The sequence below is a fragment of the Burkholderia sp. SIMBA_051 genome (genome assembly GCF_046534915.1).
In the GTDB taxonomy this organism is placed as follows: Bacteria; Pseudomonadota; Gammaproteobacteria; order Burkholderiales; family Burkholderiaceae; genus Burkholderia; species Burkholderia ambifaria.
The window spans coordinates 637905-654944 of the sequence record NZ_JAWRXS010000002.1; the positions used below are offsets into that span (position 1 = coordinate 637905).

Consider the following 17040-nt stretch of genomic DNA (forward strand, 5'->3'; position numbering starts at 1 on the left):
CCTCGTATGGAACGCGCATTATTCATCATTTTCGCGCTGCAGCAAATGGTAGTGAACCGCACCGGCCTTGCCGTGCTTGACCACCTGCCAGCCGGCCAGCGCTTCGTGCGCGGCCGGGTCGAGCTCCGCCCCCGTCTCGACGTAGAGCAGGCCGTCCGGCGCGACGAGCGGCGCCGCCAGCGCGATCACGCGCTCGAGCACGGCCGGCTCGCCGAACGGCGGATCGAGGAACACGACGTCGAACGCGCCCGGGGTCAGCCCGGCCGCGAGCCGCAGCGCGTCGGCTTCCGCAACCTCAACCGAACGCGCGCCAAGCTTGTCCTTGATCGCGCGCAGCTGCTGCGCCGCGCGCGGATGGCGCTCGACCATCACGACGCTCGCCGCGCCGCGCGACGCGGCCTCGAACCCGAGCGCGCCGGTGCCCGCGAACAGGTCGAGGCAGCGCCGGCCGTCGAGATCCTGGCCGAGCCAGTTGAACAGCGTCTCGCGCACGCGATCGGGCGTCGGCCGCAGGCCGTCGAGATCGAGCACGGCGAGCGGCGTGCGTTTCCAGTCACCGCCGATGATGCGGATCGTGTGCGGCTTGCCGCGGCTGGCGGGGGCCGCCGGGCGGCCGGAAGAGGAACGGGACATACGGAATATCGACGACGGAGGGACCGGGTGCGCACGGGGGCGCACCGCCAAACAGGCGCACGTTACCACAGCGGCGGCACCGGCTGACGCGAGTGCCTCGCCGCACTGATAAAATGCACGGTTTCGGCCGCCGTGCGCACGCCCGACAGCCCCTGCCGCGCGCCAGCCCGCGGCGCCCCGCCCTCTTCCCGACGTCAGACCATGTTCAGCTTCTTCAAACGATTCAAGAAAACGCAGGAGTCCGACTCCACGGAATCGCAATCGGCCGACGCGCTGCAACCGGACGAGCCGTCCGACGCGCCCGCCGCCGATGCCCGTCAGCCGATCGAAGCCCCGCCAGCCCCCGCGCAACCTGCCGCGCCGGCCGTCGTGATGACGGTCACGCCGACCAACGACGGCAGCGACGACGTCGTCGAAGCGGTCGAGATCGTGCCGCCGCCGACGCAGGACGCCTCCGCGAAGAAATCGTGGCTTACCCGCCTGAAAACGGGGCTCGCGAAGACGGGTTCGAGCATCACCGGCGTGTTCGTCAACACGAAGATCGACGAGGATCTGTACGAAGAACTCGAAGCCGCGCTGCTGATGTCCGACGCCGGCGTCGATGCGACCGAGTATCTGCTCGGTGCGCTTCGCGAGAAAGTGAAAACGGGCCGGCTGACCGATCCGCAGCAGGTGAAGAGCGCGCTGCACGACCTGCTCGTCGAACTGCTGAAGCCGCTCGAGAAATCGCTGATGCTCGGCCGCGCGCAGCCGCTCGTGATGATGATCACGGGCGTGAACGGCGCGGGCAAGACCACCAGCATCGGCAAGCTCGCGAAGCATCTGCAGAGCTTCGACCAGTCGGTGCTGCTGGCCGCGGGCGACACGTTCCGCGCGGCCGCGCGCGAACAGCTGGCGGTCTGGGGCGAACGCAACAACGTGACGGTCGTCCAGCAGGAAAGCGGCGACCCGGCCGCGGTGATCTTCGACGCGGTCAGCGCCGCGCGCGCGCGCAAGATCGACGTGATGATGGCCGACACGGCCGGCCGCCTGCCGACGCAGCTGCACCTGATGGAAGAGTTGAAGAAGGTGAAGCGCGTGATCTCGAAGGCGCACGACGGCGCGCCGCACGAGGTGCTGCTCGTGATCGACGCGAACACCGGCCAGAACGCGCTCACGCAGGTGAAGGCCTTCGACGATGCGCTCGGCCTCACGGGCCTGATCGTCACGAAGCTCGACGGCACCGCCAAGGGCGGGATTCTCGCCGCGATCGCGCGGCAGCGCCCGGTGCCCGTCTACTTCATCGGCGTCGGCGAGAAGGTCGAGGACCTGCAGCCATTCAACGCCGTGGAATTCGCGGACGCGCTATTCGATTGAACACTGCCGGCCGCATCGCACGGGGCGCCTTCGGGCGCCCTTTTTCATGCGCGCCGGAAAGCGCCAGCCGGGGCATCGCTCGGTGTCACTCGGCGCTCACTCGGCGTCGGGCTGCACGCCGGGCTCGGCGGCCTTGAACGCGTCGAGCGTCGACGCATAATCGGCCACCCGCTGGATCGTCGGGAAGCGCGTCGTGTCGATCGAGAAACGGTTCGCGTTGAACACCTGCGGCACGATGCAGATATCGGCGAGCGTCGGCGTGTCGCCGAAGCAAAGCTTGCCGGTGCGCGGATCGTTCGCGAGGCGCGTCTCGAGCGACGCGAAACCCGCCTCGATCCAGTGCCGGTACCATTCGTTCTTCGCTTCCTCCGGCACCTTCAGCGTGTGCTTCAGGTACTTCAGCACGCGCAGGTTGTTCAGCGGATGGATCTCGCACGCGACCTGCAGCGCGATCGCCCGCACATACGCGCGGTCGACCGGCTGCTTCGGCAGCAGCGCGGGTTCGGGATGCGTTTCCTCGAGATATTCGATGATCGCGAGCGATTGCTGCAGCGTGGCATCGCCGTCGATCAGCGTCGGCACGACGGCATCCGGATTCACCGCGCGGTACGCGCCCTTCAGTTGCTCGCCGCCGTCGCGCAGCATGTGCACGGGCACCGTTTCGTACGGCAGCTGCTTCAGGTTCAGGGCGATCCGCACGCGGTACGACGCGGAACTGCGGAAATAGCTGTAGAGCTTCATGGGATGTCTCTCGTAGTCGTATTCGGCCGGCGGCGGGATGCGCAGCGCACCGCCGGGAACCCGAGTTTAGCGCGCCGCGCGGTGCCGGCGCGCGCGGCCGCGCCCGTGGGCCAGCCGCGCCCATGCGATACTCGGGGCATTCCTTACCGTTCACAGCGCGGCCCGATGCCGGCCGCCCGCCCCACGCCGATGACCGCTCCCCACGACTCCGCAGCCTCGCCGTTCCCTTGCGCCCGCTTCATCAAGGAAATCGGCCGCGGCCCGCACGGCGCACGCGCGCTGTCCGCCGAAGACACGTTCGAGCTCTATCGCGCGATGCTCGATGGCCGCGTGTCGGACGTCGAGCTCGGCGCGATCCTGATCGCCTATCGCCTGAAGGGTGAAAGCGCCGACGAGCTGGCCGCGATGCTCGCCGCCGCGCAGGCGTCGTTCGAACCCGTGCACGTGCAGGATGCCGCGTTCCGCCCTGTGTCGATTCCGAGCTACAACGGCGCGCGCAAGCAGCCGAACCTGGTGCCGCTGCTCGCGCTCTTGCTCGCGCGCGAAGGGGTGCCGGTGCTCGTGCACGGCGTCGAGCGCGACCCGGGCCGCGTGACGAGCGCGGAGATCTTCTCGGCGCTGTCGATTGCGCCGTCGACGTCGCACGACGCGATCGAGGACACGCTTGCCGAGCGCCGCGTCGCGTTCGCGCCGATCGAAGCGCTGGCGCCGCGCATCGCGCACCTGCTGTCGATGCGCCGCGTGCTCGGCGTGCGCAACTCCACGCACACGCTGGTGAAGATCCTGCAGCCGTTCGCGCCGGCCGGGCTGCGGCTCGTCAACTACACGCATCCGCCGTACCGCGAGAGCCTCGCGCAACTGTTCCGCGATCATCCGGACGCCGCGCTCGGCGGTGCGCTGCTCGCGCGCGGCACCGAAGGCGAAGCGGCGGCCGACACGCGGCGCCAGGTGCAGGTCGACTGGCTGCACGACGGCGTGTGCGACACGCTGATCGAGGCCGAGCGCTCGTCGACCGACGCGCCGCCTGTCGCGCTGCCCGAATCGCGCGACGCGGCGACCACCGCCGCCTGGACGGACGCCGTGCTGCGCGGCGAAATCCCCGTGCCCGACGCGCTTGCGCGGCAGGTCGCGACGATCGTGCGGATCGTCCGGACCGCAGCCTAAACGGCCCCCGGGTCGCCCCTTTCGCGCCGACCTTTGAACCGACCATTTGACACGCGCACGCATCCTGGCATAGAGTTGTCGCCATGCGTTCCTTTCCGAACACCCTCCGAATTACCTCCGGCCGCCTAGCGCGGTCGCTATCGCTACGACTAGCCTAAGGCTCTCGTAGCGCCGTGTGCTGTCCGCACGGTCCCTCCAGCAGTTCCTCGCAGCACCCTTCTCGCAGTTTTTACAACCCGAAGTCGTCAGCATTCGTCCGTCTATCCGTCGGTCGATTCGCGAAGATCATCCGCATCCGCGGCGCGTTTCCCGCGCCACGGTGCGAGGCAGCGCCAACCGTCGCTCCTGCCGCCCGTCTTCGCTCGCGACTTGAGACCCGAGGTCCCGAAGATGAAGCGCAACCCGCAAGACAAGTACCGTCCGTTCGAACCCGTCCGCCTCAATGGCCGCCGCTGGCCGACCCGCACCATCGAGCGTGCGCCGGTCTGGATGAGCACCGACCTGCGCGACGGCAACCAGTCGCTGATCGAGCCGATGAGCATCGAGCAGAAGCTGGAGTTCTTCGACATGCTGGTTGCGATCGGTTTCAAGGAGATCGAAGTCGGTTTTCCGTCGGCGTCGCAAACCGACTTCGATTTCGTGCGCAAGCTGATCGACGACAAGCGCATCCCCGACGACGTGACGATCGAAGTGCTCGTGCAGTCGCGCGAAGACCTGATCGCGCGCACCTTCGACGCGCTCGAAGGCGTGCCGCGCGCGATCGTCCACCTGTACAACGCGATCTGCCCGTCGTTCCGCCGCATCGTGTTCGGGATGTCGAAGGACGACGTGAAGGCACTCGCGGTCGACGGCACGCGACTGATCAAGGAACATGCGGCGGCCCGTCCGGACACACACTGGACCTACCAGTACTCGCCGGAAACCTTCAGCATGACCGAACTGACGTTCGCGCGCGAAGTGTGCGACGCGGTCGCGCAGGCCTGGCGGCCGACCCGCGATCACAAGATGATCGTCAACCTGCCGGCGACCGTCGAAGCCGCGAGCCCGAACGTGTTCGCCGACCAGATCGAGTGGATGGACCGCAATCTCGCGTATCGCGACAGCATCGTGCTGTCCGTGCATCCGCACAACGATCGCGGCACCGCGGTCGCGGCCGCCGAACTCGCGCTGCTCGCGGGCGCCGATCGCATCGAGGGCTGCCTGTTCGGCAACGGCGAGCGCACCGGCAACGTCGATCTCGTCACGCTCGCGCTGAACCTCTATACGCAGGGCATCGACCCGGGCCTCGATTTCTCCGACATCGACGCGGTGCGCCGCGTGGTCGAGCGCTGCAACCAGATTCCCGTGCATCCGCGCCATCCGTACGCGGGCGACCTCGTGTTCACAGCATTTTCCGGCTCGCACCAGGACGCGATCCGCAAGGGTTTCGCGCAGCAGCGGCCCGACGCGGTGTGGGAAGTGCCGTACCTGCCGATCGACCCGGCCGATCTCGGCCGCAGCTATGACGCGGTGATCCGCGTGAACAGCCAGTCCGGCAAGGGCGGCGCGACGTTCCTGCTCGAACGCGGGATGGGCTTCACGCCGACGCGCCGCGTGCAGATCGAATTCAGCCACGCGGTGCAGACGCTCGCCGACGCGTCCGGCGAGGAAGTGACCGGCGATGCGATCTGCGCGCTGTTCGCCCGCGAGTTCTTCGAGACCGCCGGCCCGGCCGCACGCCACGGTGACGCCGCGCGCTGGCAGAACCGCGACATCGCGGCCGCGCCGCCGGCCGACGCGACGCCCGAAGATGCCGTGCGACGGATGGCCGCAGCCTTCGCGACGGCGGCCGGCGCGACGATCGACGTCGCGTCGTGCGAACACGCGCGCACGACGGACGGCAGGATCGCGGTATCGGTCGGCTGCCGGATCGGCGATGCGCCGCTGCGGCATGGCGTCGGGGTGCACGCCGATGCGGCGAGCGCGGCGCTCGACGCGGTCGTCAGCGCGATCAACCGCTCGGCCTGGCATTGCGCCGACCGACGCGCGGCGGCCTGAGCACCGGGTTTCACTTCAGGGTTCGAACGTCAGGGAGCGGGACGTGACCGCCCGTGCGCCGCGCGATCCGCGCCGCACGGGCCAGCAAAAAGCGGCCCAGGAGGCCGCTTCGGTGGGGACATGAAAAGGAGCGCCACGCGCGCTCATGTCTCGGTCGCGCACCGCGTCGCCTGCCACGCAAGCAGGCGCCAGTGGCCCTGCTCGTGGGTGTGGATGGCCGTATAGGCGATCGGAAACACCAGCCCGCCGTTGTTCGTTTCCATCTCGATCAGCGCGCGCCCGGTGACGACGCAGGTGGCGTCGCCGAGGGTCAGCAGGTCCTGCGACTGGATTTCGATCTGGCGATAGCGGCGGCGGCCGGCGACGATTGCGTCGATGAACTGCTGCTTGGTTTCGCGTTTGCCGTTGGTGTGCACGAAGAACACCTTGTCCGACAATTGCGCGTCAAGCGCCTCGCCGTCCCCGTCGACCATCGCCCGGAACCGATCGCGCTCGAGTGCGCGAATCGCATCGACCACCTTCGTCATCGCCTGACTCCTCGGCAACGCGCCCGCCGTGCGCGGGCGTGCGGATCAGAAGTTGTACTGCACGTAGAACTGGTGGAAATTTATACCAGGATTCGGCTCTTTGATACCCGCGTTAGACACATGTTGAAAACGGTAACCGAGCTGATACTGTTGGCGTTCTCCGAACTGCGCGCCGACGCCGACCACATCCGCGAACTGGAAGGAGGTCGACAGCGACAGATCGTTTGAGATCGTCGGGTGCGTGAGGAAGCGGATGCCGGCGCCGGCCTCGATGAACGGGCGAACCTGGCCCGCGCTCTTGATGAAACGGAACATCGGCGTCGCGCCGAACTCCCCGATATTGGCGTGAACATTGCCGCCCGTATGCCAGTAGCCGGCGTGACCTTCCATCACGAACGTGAAGTGCCAGCCGCCGATTTCCCACCAGTTCCAGCCCGGATCCCACACCACCGCGAGGTCGGCCTTGTCGATCCCGTGGCGATCGGAAAAACCGCCGCCCGCCTGGATCCCCCAGCGGTCCGCGAACGCGGCCCCCGATCCGCCCAGCAGCGATGCCGCCAGCAGCGCATCCAGCGCAAGCCGGCGAGGGGACCGGCGATTCTTCTTATTGTTCATCTGACACTCCAACTTTGCGGGTTGAATGGAGCCTTGCCGCAGCGGCCGGCCCGAGCGAACTGAATGGTATGGTAAAGGACTTTTCGGATCGGCATCACGAAGCGAAATTGTTTGCTTCCAAAACTACAAAAATCGAAAACGTCTACTGATTACCATCAGAAACAACGGTTTACGGAACTTCTCCCCGTACCCCTAGTCGCAAATTAGACTATCGACTCGACAAGTTCGATAGAAAAACCGGGAACTCGGATGCCCACGCGCCCTCTAAGGATTAGCACTCGGATTCCGGGAGTGCTAAGATGGGCCCCGGAATCTCATCCGAGACCAGGGGTTTGTCCCTGATTCCAAAGGAGTTTTTTAGTGAGCCACGCCCTGACCCTTCCGAACACCCTGAGCCCGACGCCGGCCAAGGCCGCATCGGCAGGCTCGCTGGCGCTCGCAACTCAATCGATGTTGCCGGGCCAGCTTGGCAACATCGACGCGTATATCCAGGCCGTCAACCGGATCCCGCTGCTGACCGCCGAGGAAGAACGCCGCTATGCGACCGAATTCCGCGAAGACAACAACCTCGACTCGGCCCGCCGCCTCGTGCTGTCGCACCTGCGGCTCGTCGTGTCGATCGCGCGCAACTATCTCGGCTACGGCCTGCCGCATGGCGACCTGATCCAGGAAGGCAACATCGGCCTGATGAAGGCGGTGAAGCGTTTCGACCCGACGCAAAACGTGCGCCTGGTGTCGTACGCGATCCACTGGATCAAGGCCGAGATCCACGAGTACATCCTGCGTAACTGGCGGATGGTGAAGGTCGCGACGACGAAGGCGCAGCGCAAGCTGTTCTTCAACCTGCGCAGCCACAAGAAGAGCATGCAGGCGATGACGCCCGAGGAAATCGACGGCCTCGCGCAGGAGCTCAACGTCAAGCGCGAAGACGTGACCGAGATGGAAACGCGCCTGTCGGGCGGCGACATCGCGCTCGAGGGGCAAGTGGACGACGGCGAGGAGTCGTATGCGCCGATCGCCTACCTGGCCGATTCGCACAACGAGCCGAGCGCCGTGCTCGCCGCGCGTCAGCGCGACATGCTACAGACGGACGGCATCGCGCAGGCGCTCGAGGCGCTCGACGCACGCAGCCGCCGGATCATCGAGGCGCGCTGGCTGAACGTCGACGACGACGGCTCGGGCGGCTCGACGCTGCACGATCTCGCCGCCGAATTCGGCGTGTCGGCGGAACGCATCCGCCAGATCGAAGCGAGCGCCATGAAGAAGATGCGCACCGCCCTCGCCGAATACGCATAAATCCGCGATTCAGCACGCTTCATCCAAAACCGCTGCCCGACCGGCAGCGGTTTTTTTTCGTCTGTCGTTTGTCTGTCGTTTCGCGCGTCGCCGCGCTAATTAATCGACGTTATTGACCGGCTATCGGCCGGTTTCCCGCCCCATCCGCATACCGTTGATCTACCTCAAGTTTTGACCCGCGATTCGCGACGGTCTGCCGCAGCGCGGCACTCGGCAGCGGAAAGCCGGCGTTTTAAAATTGGCATGTCGGCTTAAAAGGATTAAAACAGCTTAAGTGCCGTCATAAATCCGACGTAAAGTCGCCCCAAAACCCACGTAAATCGATTCAGGATAATCGCCTTGATCTCGATCAACAAAGAGCCTGCGCCGCCTCCCCCGCAGGCCGCCGGCACGATCGGCTGGCGCGCGCGCATCGCCGCGTGGGCGCGCGGCCCAACCCTCATGCGCGACATCACGCTGGTGCTGATCGTCAAGCTGATCCTCCTGATGTCGCTCAAATACGCATTCTTCAATCATCCGCAGGCCGAGCACATGTCACTGCCGCCTGCCGTCGTCGCCGAGAAGCTGCTCTCGGTGCCGGCTCCTGCATCTACCGAGGGAGACCACCATGATAAGTAGCGAAGTCGTCGATCTGTCACGTCTACAGTTCGGCATCACGGCGCTCTACCACTTCCTGTTCGTGCCGCTGACGCTCGGCCTCTCCTGGCTGCTCGTCATCATGGAAGCCGTCTACGTGATGACGGGCAAGCAGGTCTACAAGGACATGACCCAGTTCTGGGGCAAGCTGTTCGGGATCAACTTCGCGATGGGCGTGACGACCGGCATCACGCTCGAATTCCAGTTCGGCACGAACTGGTCGTACTACTCGCACTACGTCGGCGACATCTTCGGCGTGCCGCTCGCGGTGGAAGGCCTGATGGCGTTCTTCCTCGAATCGACGTTCGTCGGCCTGTTCTTCTTCGGCTGGAACCGCCTGTCGAAGATCAAGCACCTGATGGTCACGTTCCTCGTCGCGCTGGGCTCGAACCTGTCCGCGCTGTGGATTCTCGTCGCGAACGGCTGGATGAACAACCCGGTCGGCGCGGCGTTCAACTACCAGACGATGCGCATGGAGATGACGAGCCTGTTCGACGTGCTGTTCAACCCGGTCGCGCAGGTGAAGTTCGTGCACACCGTGTCGGCCGGCTATGTGTCGGCGGCGATGTTCGTGCTCGGCGTGTCGTCGTGGTACCTGCTGAAGAAGCGCGACGTCGACTTCGCGCTGCGCTCGTTCGCGGTCGCGGCCGGCTTCGGCCTCGCGGCGACGCTCTGCGTGATCGTGCTCGGCGACGAATCGGGCTATACGACCGGCGAAGTGCAGAAGATGAAGCTCGCCGCGATCGAATCCGAATGGGAAACGCAGCCGGCGCCCGCGTCGTTCACGCTGATCGGGATTCCGAACCAGGAAGCGCAGCGCACCGACTATGCGATCAAGATCCCGTACGCGCTCGGCCTGATCGCGACGCGCTCGATCGACGAGCCGGTGATCGGCCTGCGCGAGCTCGCGAAGCGCAGCGAGGAGCACATCCAGAGCGGGATGCTCGCTTACGGCGCGCTGCAGAAGATCAAGCAGGGCGACACGAGCGACGCGACCCGCGCGTTGTTCGACCAGCACAAGCAGTATCTCGGCTACGGGCTGATGCTCAAGCAGTTCACGCCGAACGTGACGGACGCGACGCCCGAGCAGATCAAGGCCGCCGCGAAGAAGACGATCCCGCCGGTCGCGCCCGTGTTCTTCTCGTTCCGGATCATGGTGGCCCTCGGCTTCCTGTTCGTCGCGACGTTCGTTGCCGCGTTCTGGTTCTGCGCGCGCCGCGAGCTGCTGCAGGACAACCGCCGCTGGTTCCTCCGCTACGCGGTGTGGGCGATTCCGCTGCCGTGGATCGCGATCGAATTCGGCTGGATCGTCGCCGAGCTCGGCCGCCAGCCGTGGACGATCGCCGGCGTGCTGCCGACGCATCTGTCCGCGTCGAGCCTGCAGCCGAGCGACCTGTACCTGAGTCTCGCCGGCTTCATCCTGTTCTACACCGCGCTGTTCGTCATCGAGATCAAGCTGATGTTCAAGTACGCGCGCCTCGGCCCGTCGTCGCTGCATACCGGCCGCTATCACCACGAAATCGCCGCCGGCGAGCGTGCCACGGTTTGAGCACGCACCCGCAACGGAACAAGGAATCGCTATGGACTATGCAACTCTCAAGCTGATCTGGTGGCTGCTCGTCGGCGTGCTGCTGATCGGCTTCGCCGTCACCGACGGCTTCGACATGGGCGCCACCGCGCTGCTGCCGTTCCTCGGCAAGACCGACGACGAGCGCCGCATCATCGTCAACACGGTCGGCGCGACGTGGGAAGGCAACCAGGTGTGGCTGATCACGGCCGGCGGCGCGATGTTCGCCGCGTGGCCGCTCGTCTACGCCGCGTCGTTCTCCGGCTTCTACTTCGCGATGCTGCTGGTGCTGTTCGCGCTGTTCTTCCGGCCGGTCGGCTTCGACTATCGCAGCAAGCGGCCCGACCCGCGCTGGCGCGCGGGCTGGGACTGGGGCCTGTTCGTCGGCGGCTTCGTGCCGGCGCTGGTGTTCGGCGTCGCGTTCGGCAACCTGCTGCAGGGCGTGCCGTTCAAGTTCGACAGCGACCTGCGCGTGACCTACTACGGCGGCTTCTGGGCGCTGCTGAACCCGTTCGCGCTGCTCTGCGGGCTCGTCAGCCTCACGATGCTCGTCGCGCACGGCGCCGCGTTCATCAAGATGAAGACCGACGGCGTGATCGCGCGCCGCGCGTCGATCGCGCTGCGCGTGTCGGCGCTCCTGGCGGTCGTGCTGTTCGTGCTGGCCGGCGTGCTGGTCGCATCGACGATCGGCGGCTTCCACATCACGCACGCCGCGCCGAACGACACGGTCGCGAACCCGCTGCTGAAGGATGTCGCCGCCGGCTCGGGCCTGTGGCTCGCGAACTACGGCGAGTATCCGTGGATGATCGCGGCGCCGCTGGTCGGGATCGCGGGCGGCCTGCTCGCGCTGCTGCTCGCCGGCTCCAGGCAGGAAAAGACCGCGTTCTTCTGCACCGGCCTGATGATCACCGGCGTGATCCTGACCGCGGGCTTCTCGATGTTCCCGTTCATCATGCCGTCGTCGCTCGACCCGCGCAGCAGCCTGACCGTGTGGGATTCGACATCGAGCCACATGACGCTGCAGGTGATGCTGTTCGCGGTGATCGTGTTCCTGCCGATCGTCCTGCTCTACACGAGCTGGGTCTATCGCGTGATGCGCGGCAAGGTCACGCGCCAGACGCTCGAAGAGAACGAACACTCGATGTATTGAACCCGGCCGGGGGCGTGCACGCGCCCTCGCCCACCGTTTCGCAAGGAGTCGGATCATGTGGTATTTCAGCTGGATTCTCGGTATCGGCGTCGCGCTGTCGTTCGGCATCGTCAACGCGATGTGGCTCGAAGCGCGGCAGAAGCCGCAGGAAGCGCCGGTGCGCGCACGGCGCGACTGACGCGTGCGCGGCGGCCGCGCGCATCTCGCCCCGCCCACCGCGTCCGGAACGAACCTCGCTTCATGCGAGGTTTTTTTTCGTCCGGGCAGCGAGGGCGCGCGCAGCCGGTCGATCCCAATTTAGCGCCAGATTGATACCACTTGAATACCAATAAAAGGTTTCATATGATCGTTGGACGCGGCCGCCAACAGGCCGAATCCATTTGAGTGGGGGAGACATGCGAATCCCGTGTGGGGCGCGCGCGTGCGCGTCGCGTCGCCGCTTGCGTGCGGCAGCTGCTTGCCGGGTGACGGCGCTCGCCGTTGCCGTCGGGCTCGACCACTCCGATACCACCGGCGCCGCGCGCATCGACGCCGCCACCTCTCCCGCCCCTTCCCGATGAACACGCCGACGTGCCCTCGCCGACCGGATCGGCACGCGTGCCCGCCTCCCGTTCCGTAACGCACGCGACTCGCGTGCCGAATACGTCCGGCGCAACCGCCTCGCGCCGGGCGCTGGTGTCCCCGCAGCTCCGTTGAAAGACCCGACCGCGGCGACGTCGTCCGACGACGCCGCGACGCCCCCCTTTTTTCTCAGGAGTTCGAATGAAGAGCACGTTGCCCTCTCTGCTGACCGGCTTGCTGATCGCGGCGCTGTTGCCGGCCGCGACCTGCGCCGCGCCGGTGCAAACCGCCGCCGGCGCGATCGCCGGCACCGCCCGGCCGGCCATGCAGCCGGCCGATCTGGCGGCATTGCTGTCGAACGGCCTTGCGTTGCGCGTGTCCGTGGACAACAACCACGCGGCCGCGGCCGGCGTGCCGTGTGCGGACCTCGGCGCCGACGGCGCGGCCTGCGCGACGGGCCGCCTCTTTCTGCAGAACCGCGGCCACCAGCCGATCGCCGACGGCGGCTGGAAGCTCTACCTGCACAGCATCCGCCGCCTGCTGCGAATCGACCGTCCAGGCTTCGCGCTGCGCCGGCTCACCGGCGACCTGTACGAGCTGACGCCGCAGCCGGGATCGGTACGGCTCGCGCCCGGCGAACGCATCGAGCTGCCGTTCGTCGCCGAATATTGGGTGCGGCGCTACAGCGACGTGATTCCGCGGCCGTACGTCGTCGTCGACGGCGCATCGCCCGCGGTGCTCCGCTACAACGACACCGACAACGAGCTTCGCTACGTCGAATCGCTGCCGGCCGACGCGCAGAACAATTCGACGGGCAATGCGCCGGCCGTCGCCGCGCGGCCCGACGCGAGCCGCGCGCTGCCGAGCGTGAAGCGCGAGCAGCCGCTGCCCGGCGCGCTCGATCTGCGCGGCGTCGAGCTCTTGCTGGCCGGCCTGCCCGACGCGCAGGTCGCGGCGCTGCGCGAGCGCGCGACGACGCTCGGCCTGGACGGCACACGCGTGCCGGTGCTCGGCGCGGTCGCACCGCGCCGGCTGCCGGCCGACATCGCGACGCCGGGCGGCTACCGGCTCGCGATCGGGCCGCGCGGCGTCCTCATCGAAGGCTACGATCGCGCCGGCCTCTACTACGGTGTGCAGACGCTGTTCTCGCTTGCGCCGGCCGGCGGCGGCACGGTCCCGGCGCTGCTCATCGAGGATGCGCCGCGCTTCACGCATCGCGGGATGCACGTCGATCTCGCGCGCAACTTCAAGCAGCCGGCGACGCTGCGCCGCCTGATCGACCAGATGAGTGCGTACAAGCTCAATCGCCTGCACCTGCACCTGTCGGACGACGAAGGCTGGCGCATCGAGATTCCCGGCCTGCCCGAGCTGACCGACATCGGCGCGCGCCGCTGCCACGATCCGAGCGAGACGCGCTGCCTGCTGCCGCAACTCGGCTCCGGCCCCGACAACCGCTCGGGCGGCGGCTACCTGACGCGCGCCGACTACGTCGCGCTCGTGCGCTACGCGGCCGACCGCTTCATCGACGTGATTCCCGAAATCGACATGCCCGCGCACGCACGCGCGGCCGTGGTGTCGATGGAGGCGCGCTACCGCCGGCTGCATGCGGCCGGCCGCGACCAGGACGCGAACGCGTACCGGCTGCTCGATCCGCAGGACACGTCGAACCTGACGACGGTGCAGTTCTACGACCGGCGCAGCGACCTGAACCCGTGCGTGCCGGGCGCGCTCAACTTCGCGTCGAAGGTGATCCGCGAGATCGCGGCGATGCATGCGGACGCGCAGGCGCCGCTGCGCATCTGGCACTACGGCGGCGACGAAGCGAAGAACATCCTGCTCGGCGGCGGCTTCCAGCCGTTGAACGGCACCGATCCGAACAAGGGGCGCATCGACCTCGCCGCGCAGGACAAGCCGTGGGCGCGCTCGCCCGCGTGCACGGCGCTGCTCCAGCGCGGCGAGATCAAGTCGATCGACGAGCTGCCGACGCGCTTCGCGAAACAGGTGAGCGCGGCGGTCGACGCGAACGGGATCGGCACGATGGCCGCGTGGCAGGACGGCATCAAGCACGCAAACGGGCCGCAGGACTTCAGCACGCGGCATGTGATGGTGTCGCTGTGGGACACGATCTTCTGGGGCGCGTCGGACAGCGCGCGCGACCTGAGCGGCAAGGGCTACCAGACGGTGCTGGCGCTGCCCGATTACCTGTACTTCGACTTCCCGTACACGCTGAACCCGCGCGAACGCGGCTACTACTGGGGCTCGCAGGCAACCGACGAGTACAAGGTGTTCTCGCTCGCGCCGGAGAACCTGCCGCAGAACGCCGAAGTGATGGGCGATCGCGACGGCAACGCGTTCGAGGTGACCGGCACGGGCCCCGCGCCGCGCATCGAAGGCATCCAGGGTCAGGCCTGGGGCGAGGTGATGCGCAACGACACGTTCCTCGAGTACATGGTGTATCCGCGCCTGCTCGCGCTCGCCGAACGCGCGTGGCACCGGGCCGACTGGGAGCTGCCGTACACGGCCGGCGTGCGCTACAAGCGCGGCGACACGCATCGCGTCGACACGGCCGCGCTGCAGCGCGACTGGGCCGGTTTCGCGACGCTGGTCACGCAGCGCGAATTGCCGAAGCTCGATCGTGCCGGCATTGGCTATCGGAAGCCGACTTTCACGCTGACGAATCCGTGAACGGTCGAGCGGTCGAGCGGCTGACCGGCTGACCGGCTGACCGCCGACCGCCGACCGCTGACCGCCGACCGCTGAGCGGCTGAGCGGCTCAGCGGCTGAGCGACTGACCGTCTGAGCGATGCGCGATGCAGACGAACGCATCGCGCATACGCCCCCACCAATGAAAAACGGCTTGCGACGCATCGCAAGCCGTTTTCGTTTTGCTGCCCTGCGACCCGGCGGACCGGGCCGCCCTCAGCGCATCAGGCCGGTTGCGCGGCCGCGCCGCCGCCCGTCGACGGCAGACGTGCGCCGAGCTGTTCGGCGTAGCGTGCCGCCGCGTTGCCGCAGACGATGTGGAACGTGTCAGGCGACACCCATGCGACATCGAGTGCACCGAGGCGATCGCGATCGACTGCCGATGCGTCGCGCACGACGACACGCAGGCGCGTGGTCGCGATCGCGTCGAGTGTCGCGACGTTGGTCGCGCCGCCGAACACCGCGAGCCAGCGCAGCGGATCGGGATCGAGCGGGCCGGCCGCCGCGCCCGTGACCGGCTGCGCGGCCGCGGCCGCGACCGGCGCTGCGGCACCGCTCGCGCCGCTGCCCATTGCCGAACGCATCTCGTCGGCAATGATGTCGGCCTCGGGCCCGATGATCACCTGCACGCTGTTGCCGCCGCGCTTGAGCACGCCGCGCGCGCCAATCGACTTCAGTTCAGGCTCCGACACCTTCTCCGGGTCGACGACGCTCAGGCGCAGGCGCGTCGTGCATGCGTCGACGACCGTCAGGTTGCCTGCCCCGCCAAGCGCGGCGATGTAGCGCAGCGCACGCGGCGCTGCCGCCGCGGCACCGGCGGCCGGCGCGACGAAACCGCCCGACGCGAACGACTCGGTCGCCGCATCGGCCGAGGCCGGCTCGCGGCCGGGCGTCGCCATGTTGAACTTGCGGATGAAGAAGCGGAACAGCCCGTAGTACGCGACACCGTACGCGATGCCGAGCGGAATCGCGATCCAGCCCTTCGTCGACAGCCCGTAGTTCAGCACGTAGTCGATCGCGCCGGCCGAGAACGTGAAGCCGAGCTTCACGCCGAGCAGCTGGCAGATCGCGAGCGACAGCCCCGTGAGCACCGCGTGGATCACGTACAGCACCGGCGCGAGGAACATGAAGCTGAATTCGATTGGCTCGGTCACGCCGGTCAGGAACGACGTGAGCGCCATCGAGAACAGCAGGCCGCCGACCATCGCGCGGCGCTCCTTCGGCGCTTCGTGCAGCATCGCGAGACACGCGGCCGGCAGGCCGAACATCATGATCGGGAAGAAGCCGGCCATGAAGGTGCCCGCGGTCGAATCGCCCGCGAAGAAGCGGTGCAGGTCGCCGTGCACGATCTCGCCACCGGCCGGCGGCGTGAAGTTGCCGAACACGAACCACGCGAGCGAGTTGATGATGTGGTGCAGGCCCGTGACGAGCAGCAGGCGGTTCAGGAAGCCGAACACGAACGCACCGATCGCGCCCGCCGTCGTGAGCCACTGGCCGGCCGCGTCGATCGCATGCTGGACCGGCTGCCACACGTAGCCGAACACGATGCCGAGTATCACGCATACCAGCCCCGTGATGATCGGCACGAACCGCTTGCCGCCGAAGAACGCGAGGTAGTCCGGCAGCTTGATGTCCTTGTAGCGGTTGTACAGCAGCCCCGCGACCACGCCCGCGATGATCCCGGACAGCACGCCCATGTTCAGCTTGGGATCGATGTCCTTCATGATCGCGGTTTCGATCAGGTAGCCGATCGCGCCCGCAAGTGCCGCCACGCCGTTGTTGTCCTTCGCGAAACCGACCGCCACGCCGATCGCGAACAAGAGCGGCAGGTTGTCGAAGATCGCGCCGCCGGCGTCGGCGATCATCTTGATGTTGAACACATCCGGCTGCCCGAGCCGCAGCAGGATGCCGGCGACCGGCAACACCGCGATCGGCAGCATCAGCGCCCGGCCCAGGCCCTGTATCTTCAGAAACGGATTCCCGTCCATTCAGTCCTCCAGTCCATGTCTCGTCGTTAATCGTCGTTGAACGAATTGCTTTCGTGGTGAAACGGG

Annotated in this window: 14 protein-coding genes; 9 read left to right on the plus strand and 5 right to left on the minus strand. The window is 67.2% G+C overall.

What is annotated here, in order from left to right; translation table 11 throughout:
• Positions 1-18: 18 nt before the first annotated feature.
• A complete protein-coding gene (gene rsmD / locus SB771_RS06925) occupies positions 19-633 on the minus strand; it encodes a 16S rRNA (guanine(966)-N(2))-methyltransferase RsmD (RefSeq protein WP_175662516.1) in 615 nt (204 codons plus the stop codon).
• Between the two features lie 201 nt (positions 634-834).
• Here rsmD and ftsY point away from each other — a divergent pair, with 201 nt between their 5' ends.
• Positions 835-1989, plus strand: a complete 1155-nt coding sequence (ftsY, locus tag SB771_RS06930) for a signal recognition particle-docking protein FtsY (RefSeq protein WP_175662515.1) — start codon at positions 835-837, stop codon at positions 1987-1989.
• 96 nt (positions 1990-2085) lie between these two features.
• Here the strand turns inward: ftsY and maiA are convergent, their stop codons facing one another.
• Positions 2086-2730, minus strand: a complete 645-nt coding sequence (gene maiA / locus SB771_RS06935; RefSeq protein WP_175662514.1) for a maleylacetoacetate isomerase — start codon at positions 2728-2730, stop codon at positions 2086-2088.
• 189 nt (positions 2731-2919) lie between these two features.
• Here maiA and ybiB point away from each other — a divergent pair, with 189 nt between their 5' ends.
• Together ybiB and leuA are read left to right on the plus strand one after the other, a co-directional pair.
• Complete coding sequence (gene ybiB, locus SB771_RS06940; RefSeq protein ID WP_126228537.1) at positions 2920-3894, plus strand: DNA-binding protein YbiB; 975 nt, start codon at positions 2920-2922, stop codon at positions 3892-3894.
• A gap of 390 nt (positions 3895-4284) precedes the next feature.
• Positions 4285-5931, plus strand: coding sequence for a 2-isopropylmalate synthase (leuA, locus tag SB771_RS06945; protein WP_011657981.1), 1647 nt, complete (start codon positions 4285-4287; stop codon positions 5929-5931).
• Positions 5932-6074: 143 nt separating this feature from the next.
• Here leuA and SB771_RS06950 read toward each other — a convergent pair whose 3' ends face one another.
• Complete coding sequence (locus SB771_RS06950; protein ID WP_165752060.1) at positions 6075-6458, minus strand: nuclear transport factor 2 family protein; 384 nt, start codon at positions 6456-6458, stop codon at positions 6075-6077.
• 45 nt (positions 6459-6503) lie between these two features.
• Positions 6504-7073, minus strand: a complete 570-nt coding sequence (locus SB771_RS06955; RefSeq protein WP_011657983.1) for an acyloxyacyl hydrolase — start codon at positions 7071-7073, stop codon at positions 6504-6506.
• 360 nt (positions 7074-7433) lie between these two features.
• Here SB771_RS06955 and rpoH point away from each other — a divergent pair, with 360 nt between their 5' ends.
• The 6 genes from rpoH (at position 7434) to SB771_RS06985 (ending at position 14968) form a co-directional block, all read left to right on the plus strand.
• Positions 7434-8369, plus strand: a complete 936-nt coding sequence (gene rpoH, locus SB771_RS06960; RefSeq protein WP_175656262.1) for an RNA polymerase sigma factor RpoH — start codon at positions 7434-7436, stop codon at positions 8367-8369.
• Positions 8370-8708: 339 nt separating this feature from the next.
• Complete coding sequence (gene cydP / locus SB771_RS06965; RefSeq protein ID WP_012364745.1) at positions 8709-8987, plus strand: cytochrome oxidase putative small subunit CydP; 279 nt, start codon at positions 8709-8711, stop codon at positions 8985-8987.
• Positions 8977-10554, plus strand: a complete 1578-nt coding sequence (locus tag SB771_RS06970; protein WP_175662513.1) for a cytochrome ubiquinol oxidase subunit I — start codon at positions 8977-8979, stop codon at positions 10552-10554. The genes cydP and SB771_RS06970 overlap by 11 nt, the downstream gene beginning before the upstream one ends.
• Positions 10555-10585: 31 nt before the next feature.
• Positions 10586-11722, plus strand: coding sequence for a cytochrome d ubiquinol oxidase subunit II (gene cydB, locus SB771_RS06975; protein WP_012364747.1), 1137 nt, complete (start codon positions 10586-10588; stop codon positions 11720-11722).
• A gap of 55 nt (positions 11723-11777) precedes the next feature.
• A complete protein-coding gene (gene cydX, locus SB771_RS06980; RefSeq protein WP_006483737.1) occupies positions 11778-11900 on the plus strand; it encodes a cytochrome bd-I oxidase subunit CydX in 123 nt (40 codons plus the stop codon).
• Positions 11901-12484: 584 nt separating this feature from the next.
• On the plus strand, positions 12485-14968 hold the full coding sequence (locus SB771_RS06985) for a family 20 glycosylhydrolase (protein WP_175662512.1): 2484 nt from the start codon (positions 12485-12487) through the stop codon (positions 14966-14968).
• Between the two features lie 242 nt (positions 14969-15210).
• On the opposite strand, the gene nagE is transcribed toward SB771_RS06985, so the two are convergent.
• Complete coding sequence (nagE, locus tag SB771_RS06990) at positions 15211-16974, minus strand: N-acetylglucosamine-specific PTS transporter subunit IIBC (RefSeq protein WP_175662511.1); 1764 nt, start codon at positions 16972-16974, stop codon at positions 15211-15213.
• Between the last annotated feature and the right edge of the window lie 66 nt (positions 16975-17040).

Coding starts and splice junctions, on each gene's coding strand:
- SB771_RS06955 (WP_011657983.1), bottom strand. CDS start 7,073: ATGAACAATAAGAAGAATCGCCGGTCCCCTCGCCGGCTTGCGCTGGAT.
- SB771_RS06985 (WP_175662512.1), top strand. CDS start 12,485: ATGAAGAGCACGTTGCCCTCTCTGCTGACCGGCTTGCTGATCGCGGCG.
- cydB (WP_012364747.1), top strand. CDS start 10,586: ATGGACTATGCAACTCTCAAGCTGATCTGGTGGCTGCTCGTCGGCGTG.
- ybiB (WP_126228537.1), top strand. CDS start 2,920: ATGACCGCTCCCCACGACTCCGCAGCCTCGCCGTTCCCTTGCGCCCGC.
- rsmD (WP_175662516.1), bottom strand. CDS start 633: ATGTCCCGTTCCTCTTCCGGCCGCCCGGCGGCCCCCGCCAGCCGCGGC.
- nagE (WP_175662511.1), bottom strand. CDS start 16,974: ATGGACGGGAATCCGTTTCTGAAGATACAGGGCCTGGGCCGGGCGCTG.
- maiA (WP_175662514.1), bottom strand. CDS start 2,730: ATGAAGCTCTACAGCTATTTCCGCAGTTCCGCGTCGTACCGCGTGCGG.
- cydX (WP_006483737.1), top strand. CDS start 11,778: ATGTGGTATTTCAGCTGGATTCTCGGTATCGGCGTCGCGCTGTCGTTC.
- ftsY (WP_175662515.1), top strand. CDS start 835: ATGTTCAGCTTCTTCAAACGATTCAAGAAAACGCAGGAGTCCGACTCC.
- SB771_RS06970 (WP_175662513.1), top strand. CDS start 8,977: ATGATAAGTAGCGAAGTCGTCGATCTGTCACGTCTACAGTTCGGCATC.
- SB771_RS06950 (WP_165752060.1), bottom strand. CDS start 6,458: ATGACGAAGGTGGTCGATGCGATTCGCGCACTCGAGCGCGATCGGTTC.
- leuA (WP_011657981.1), top strand. CDS start 4,285: ATGAAGCGCAACCCGCAAGACAAGTACCGTCCGTTCGAACCCGTCCGC.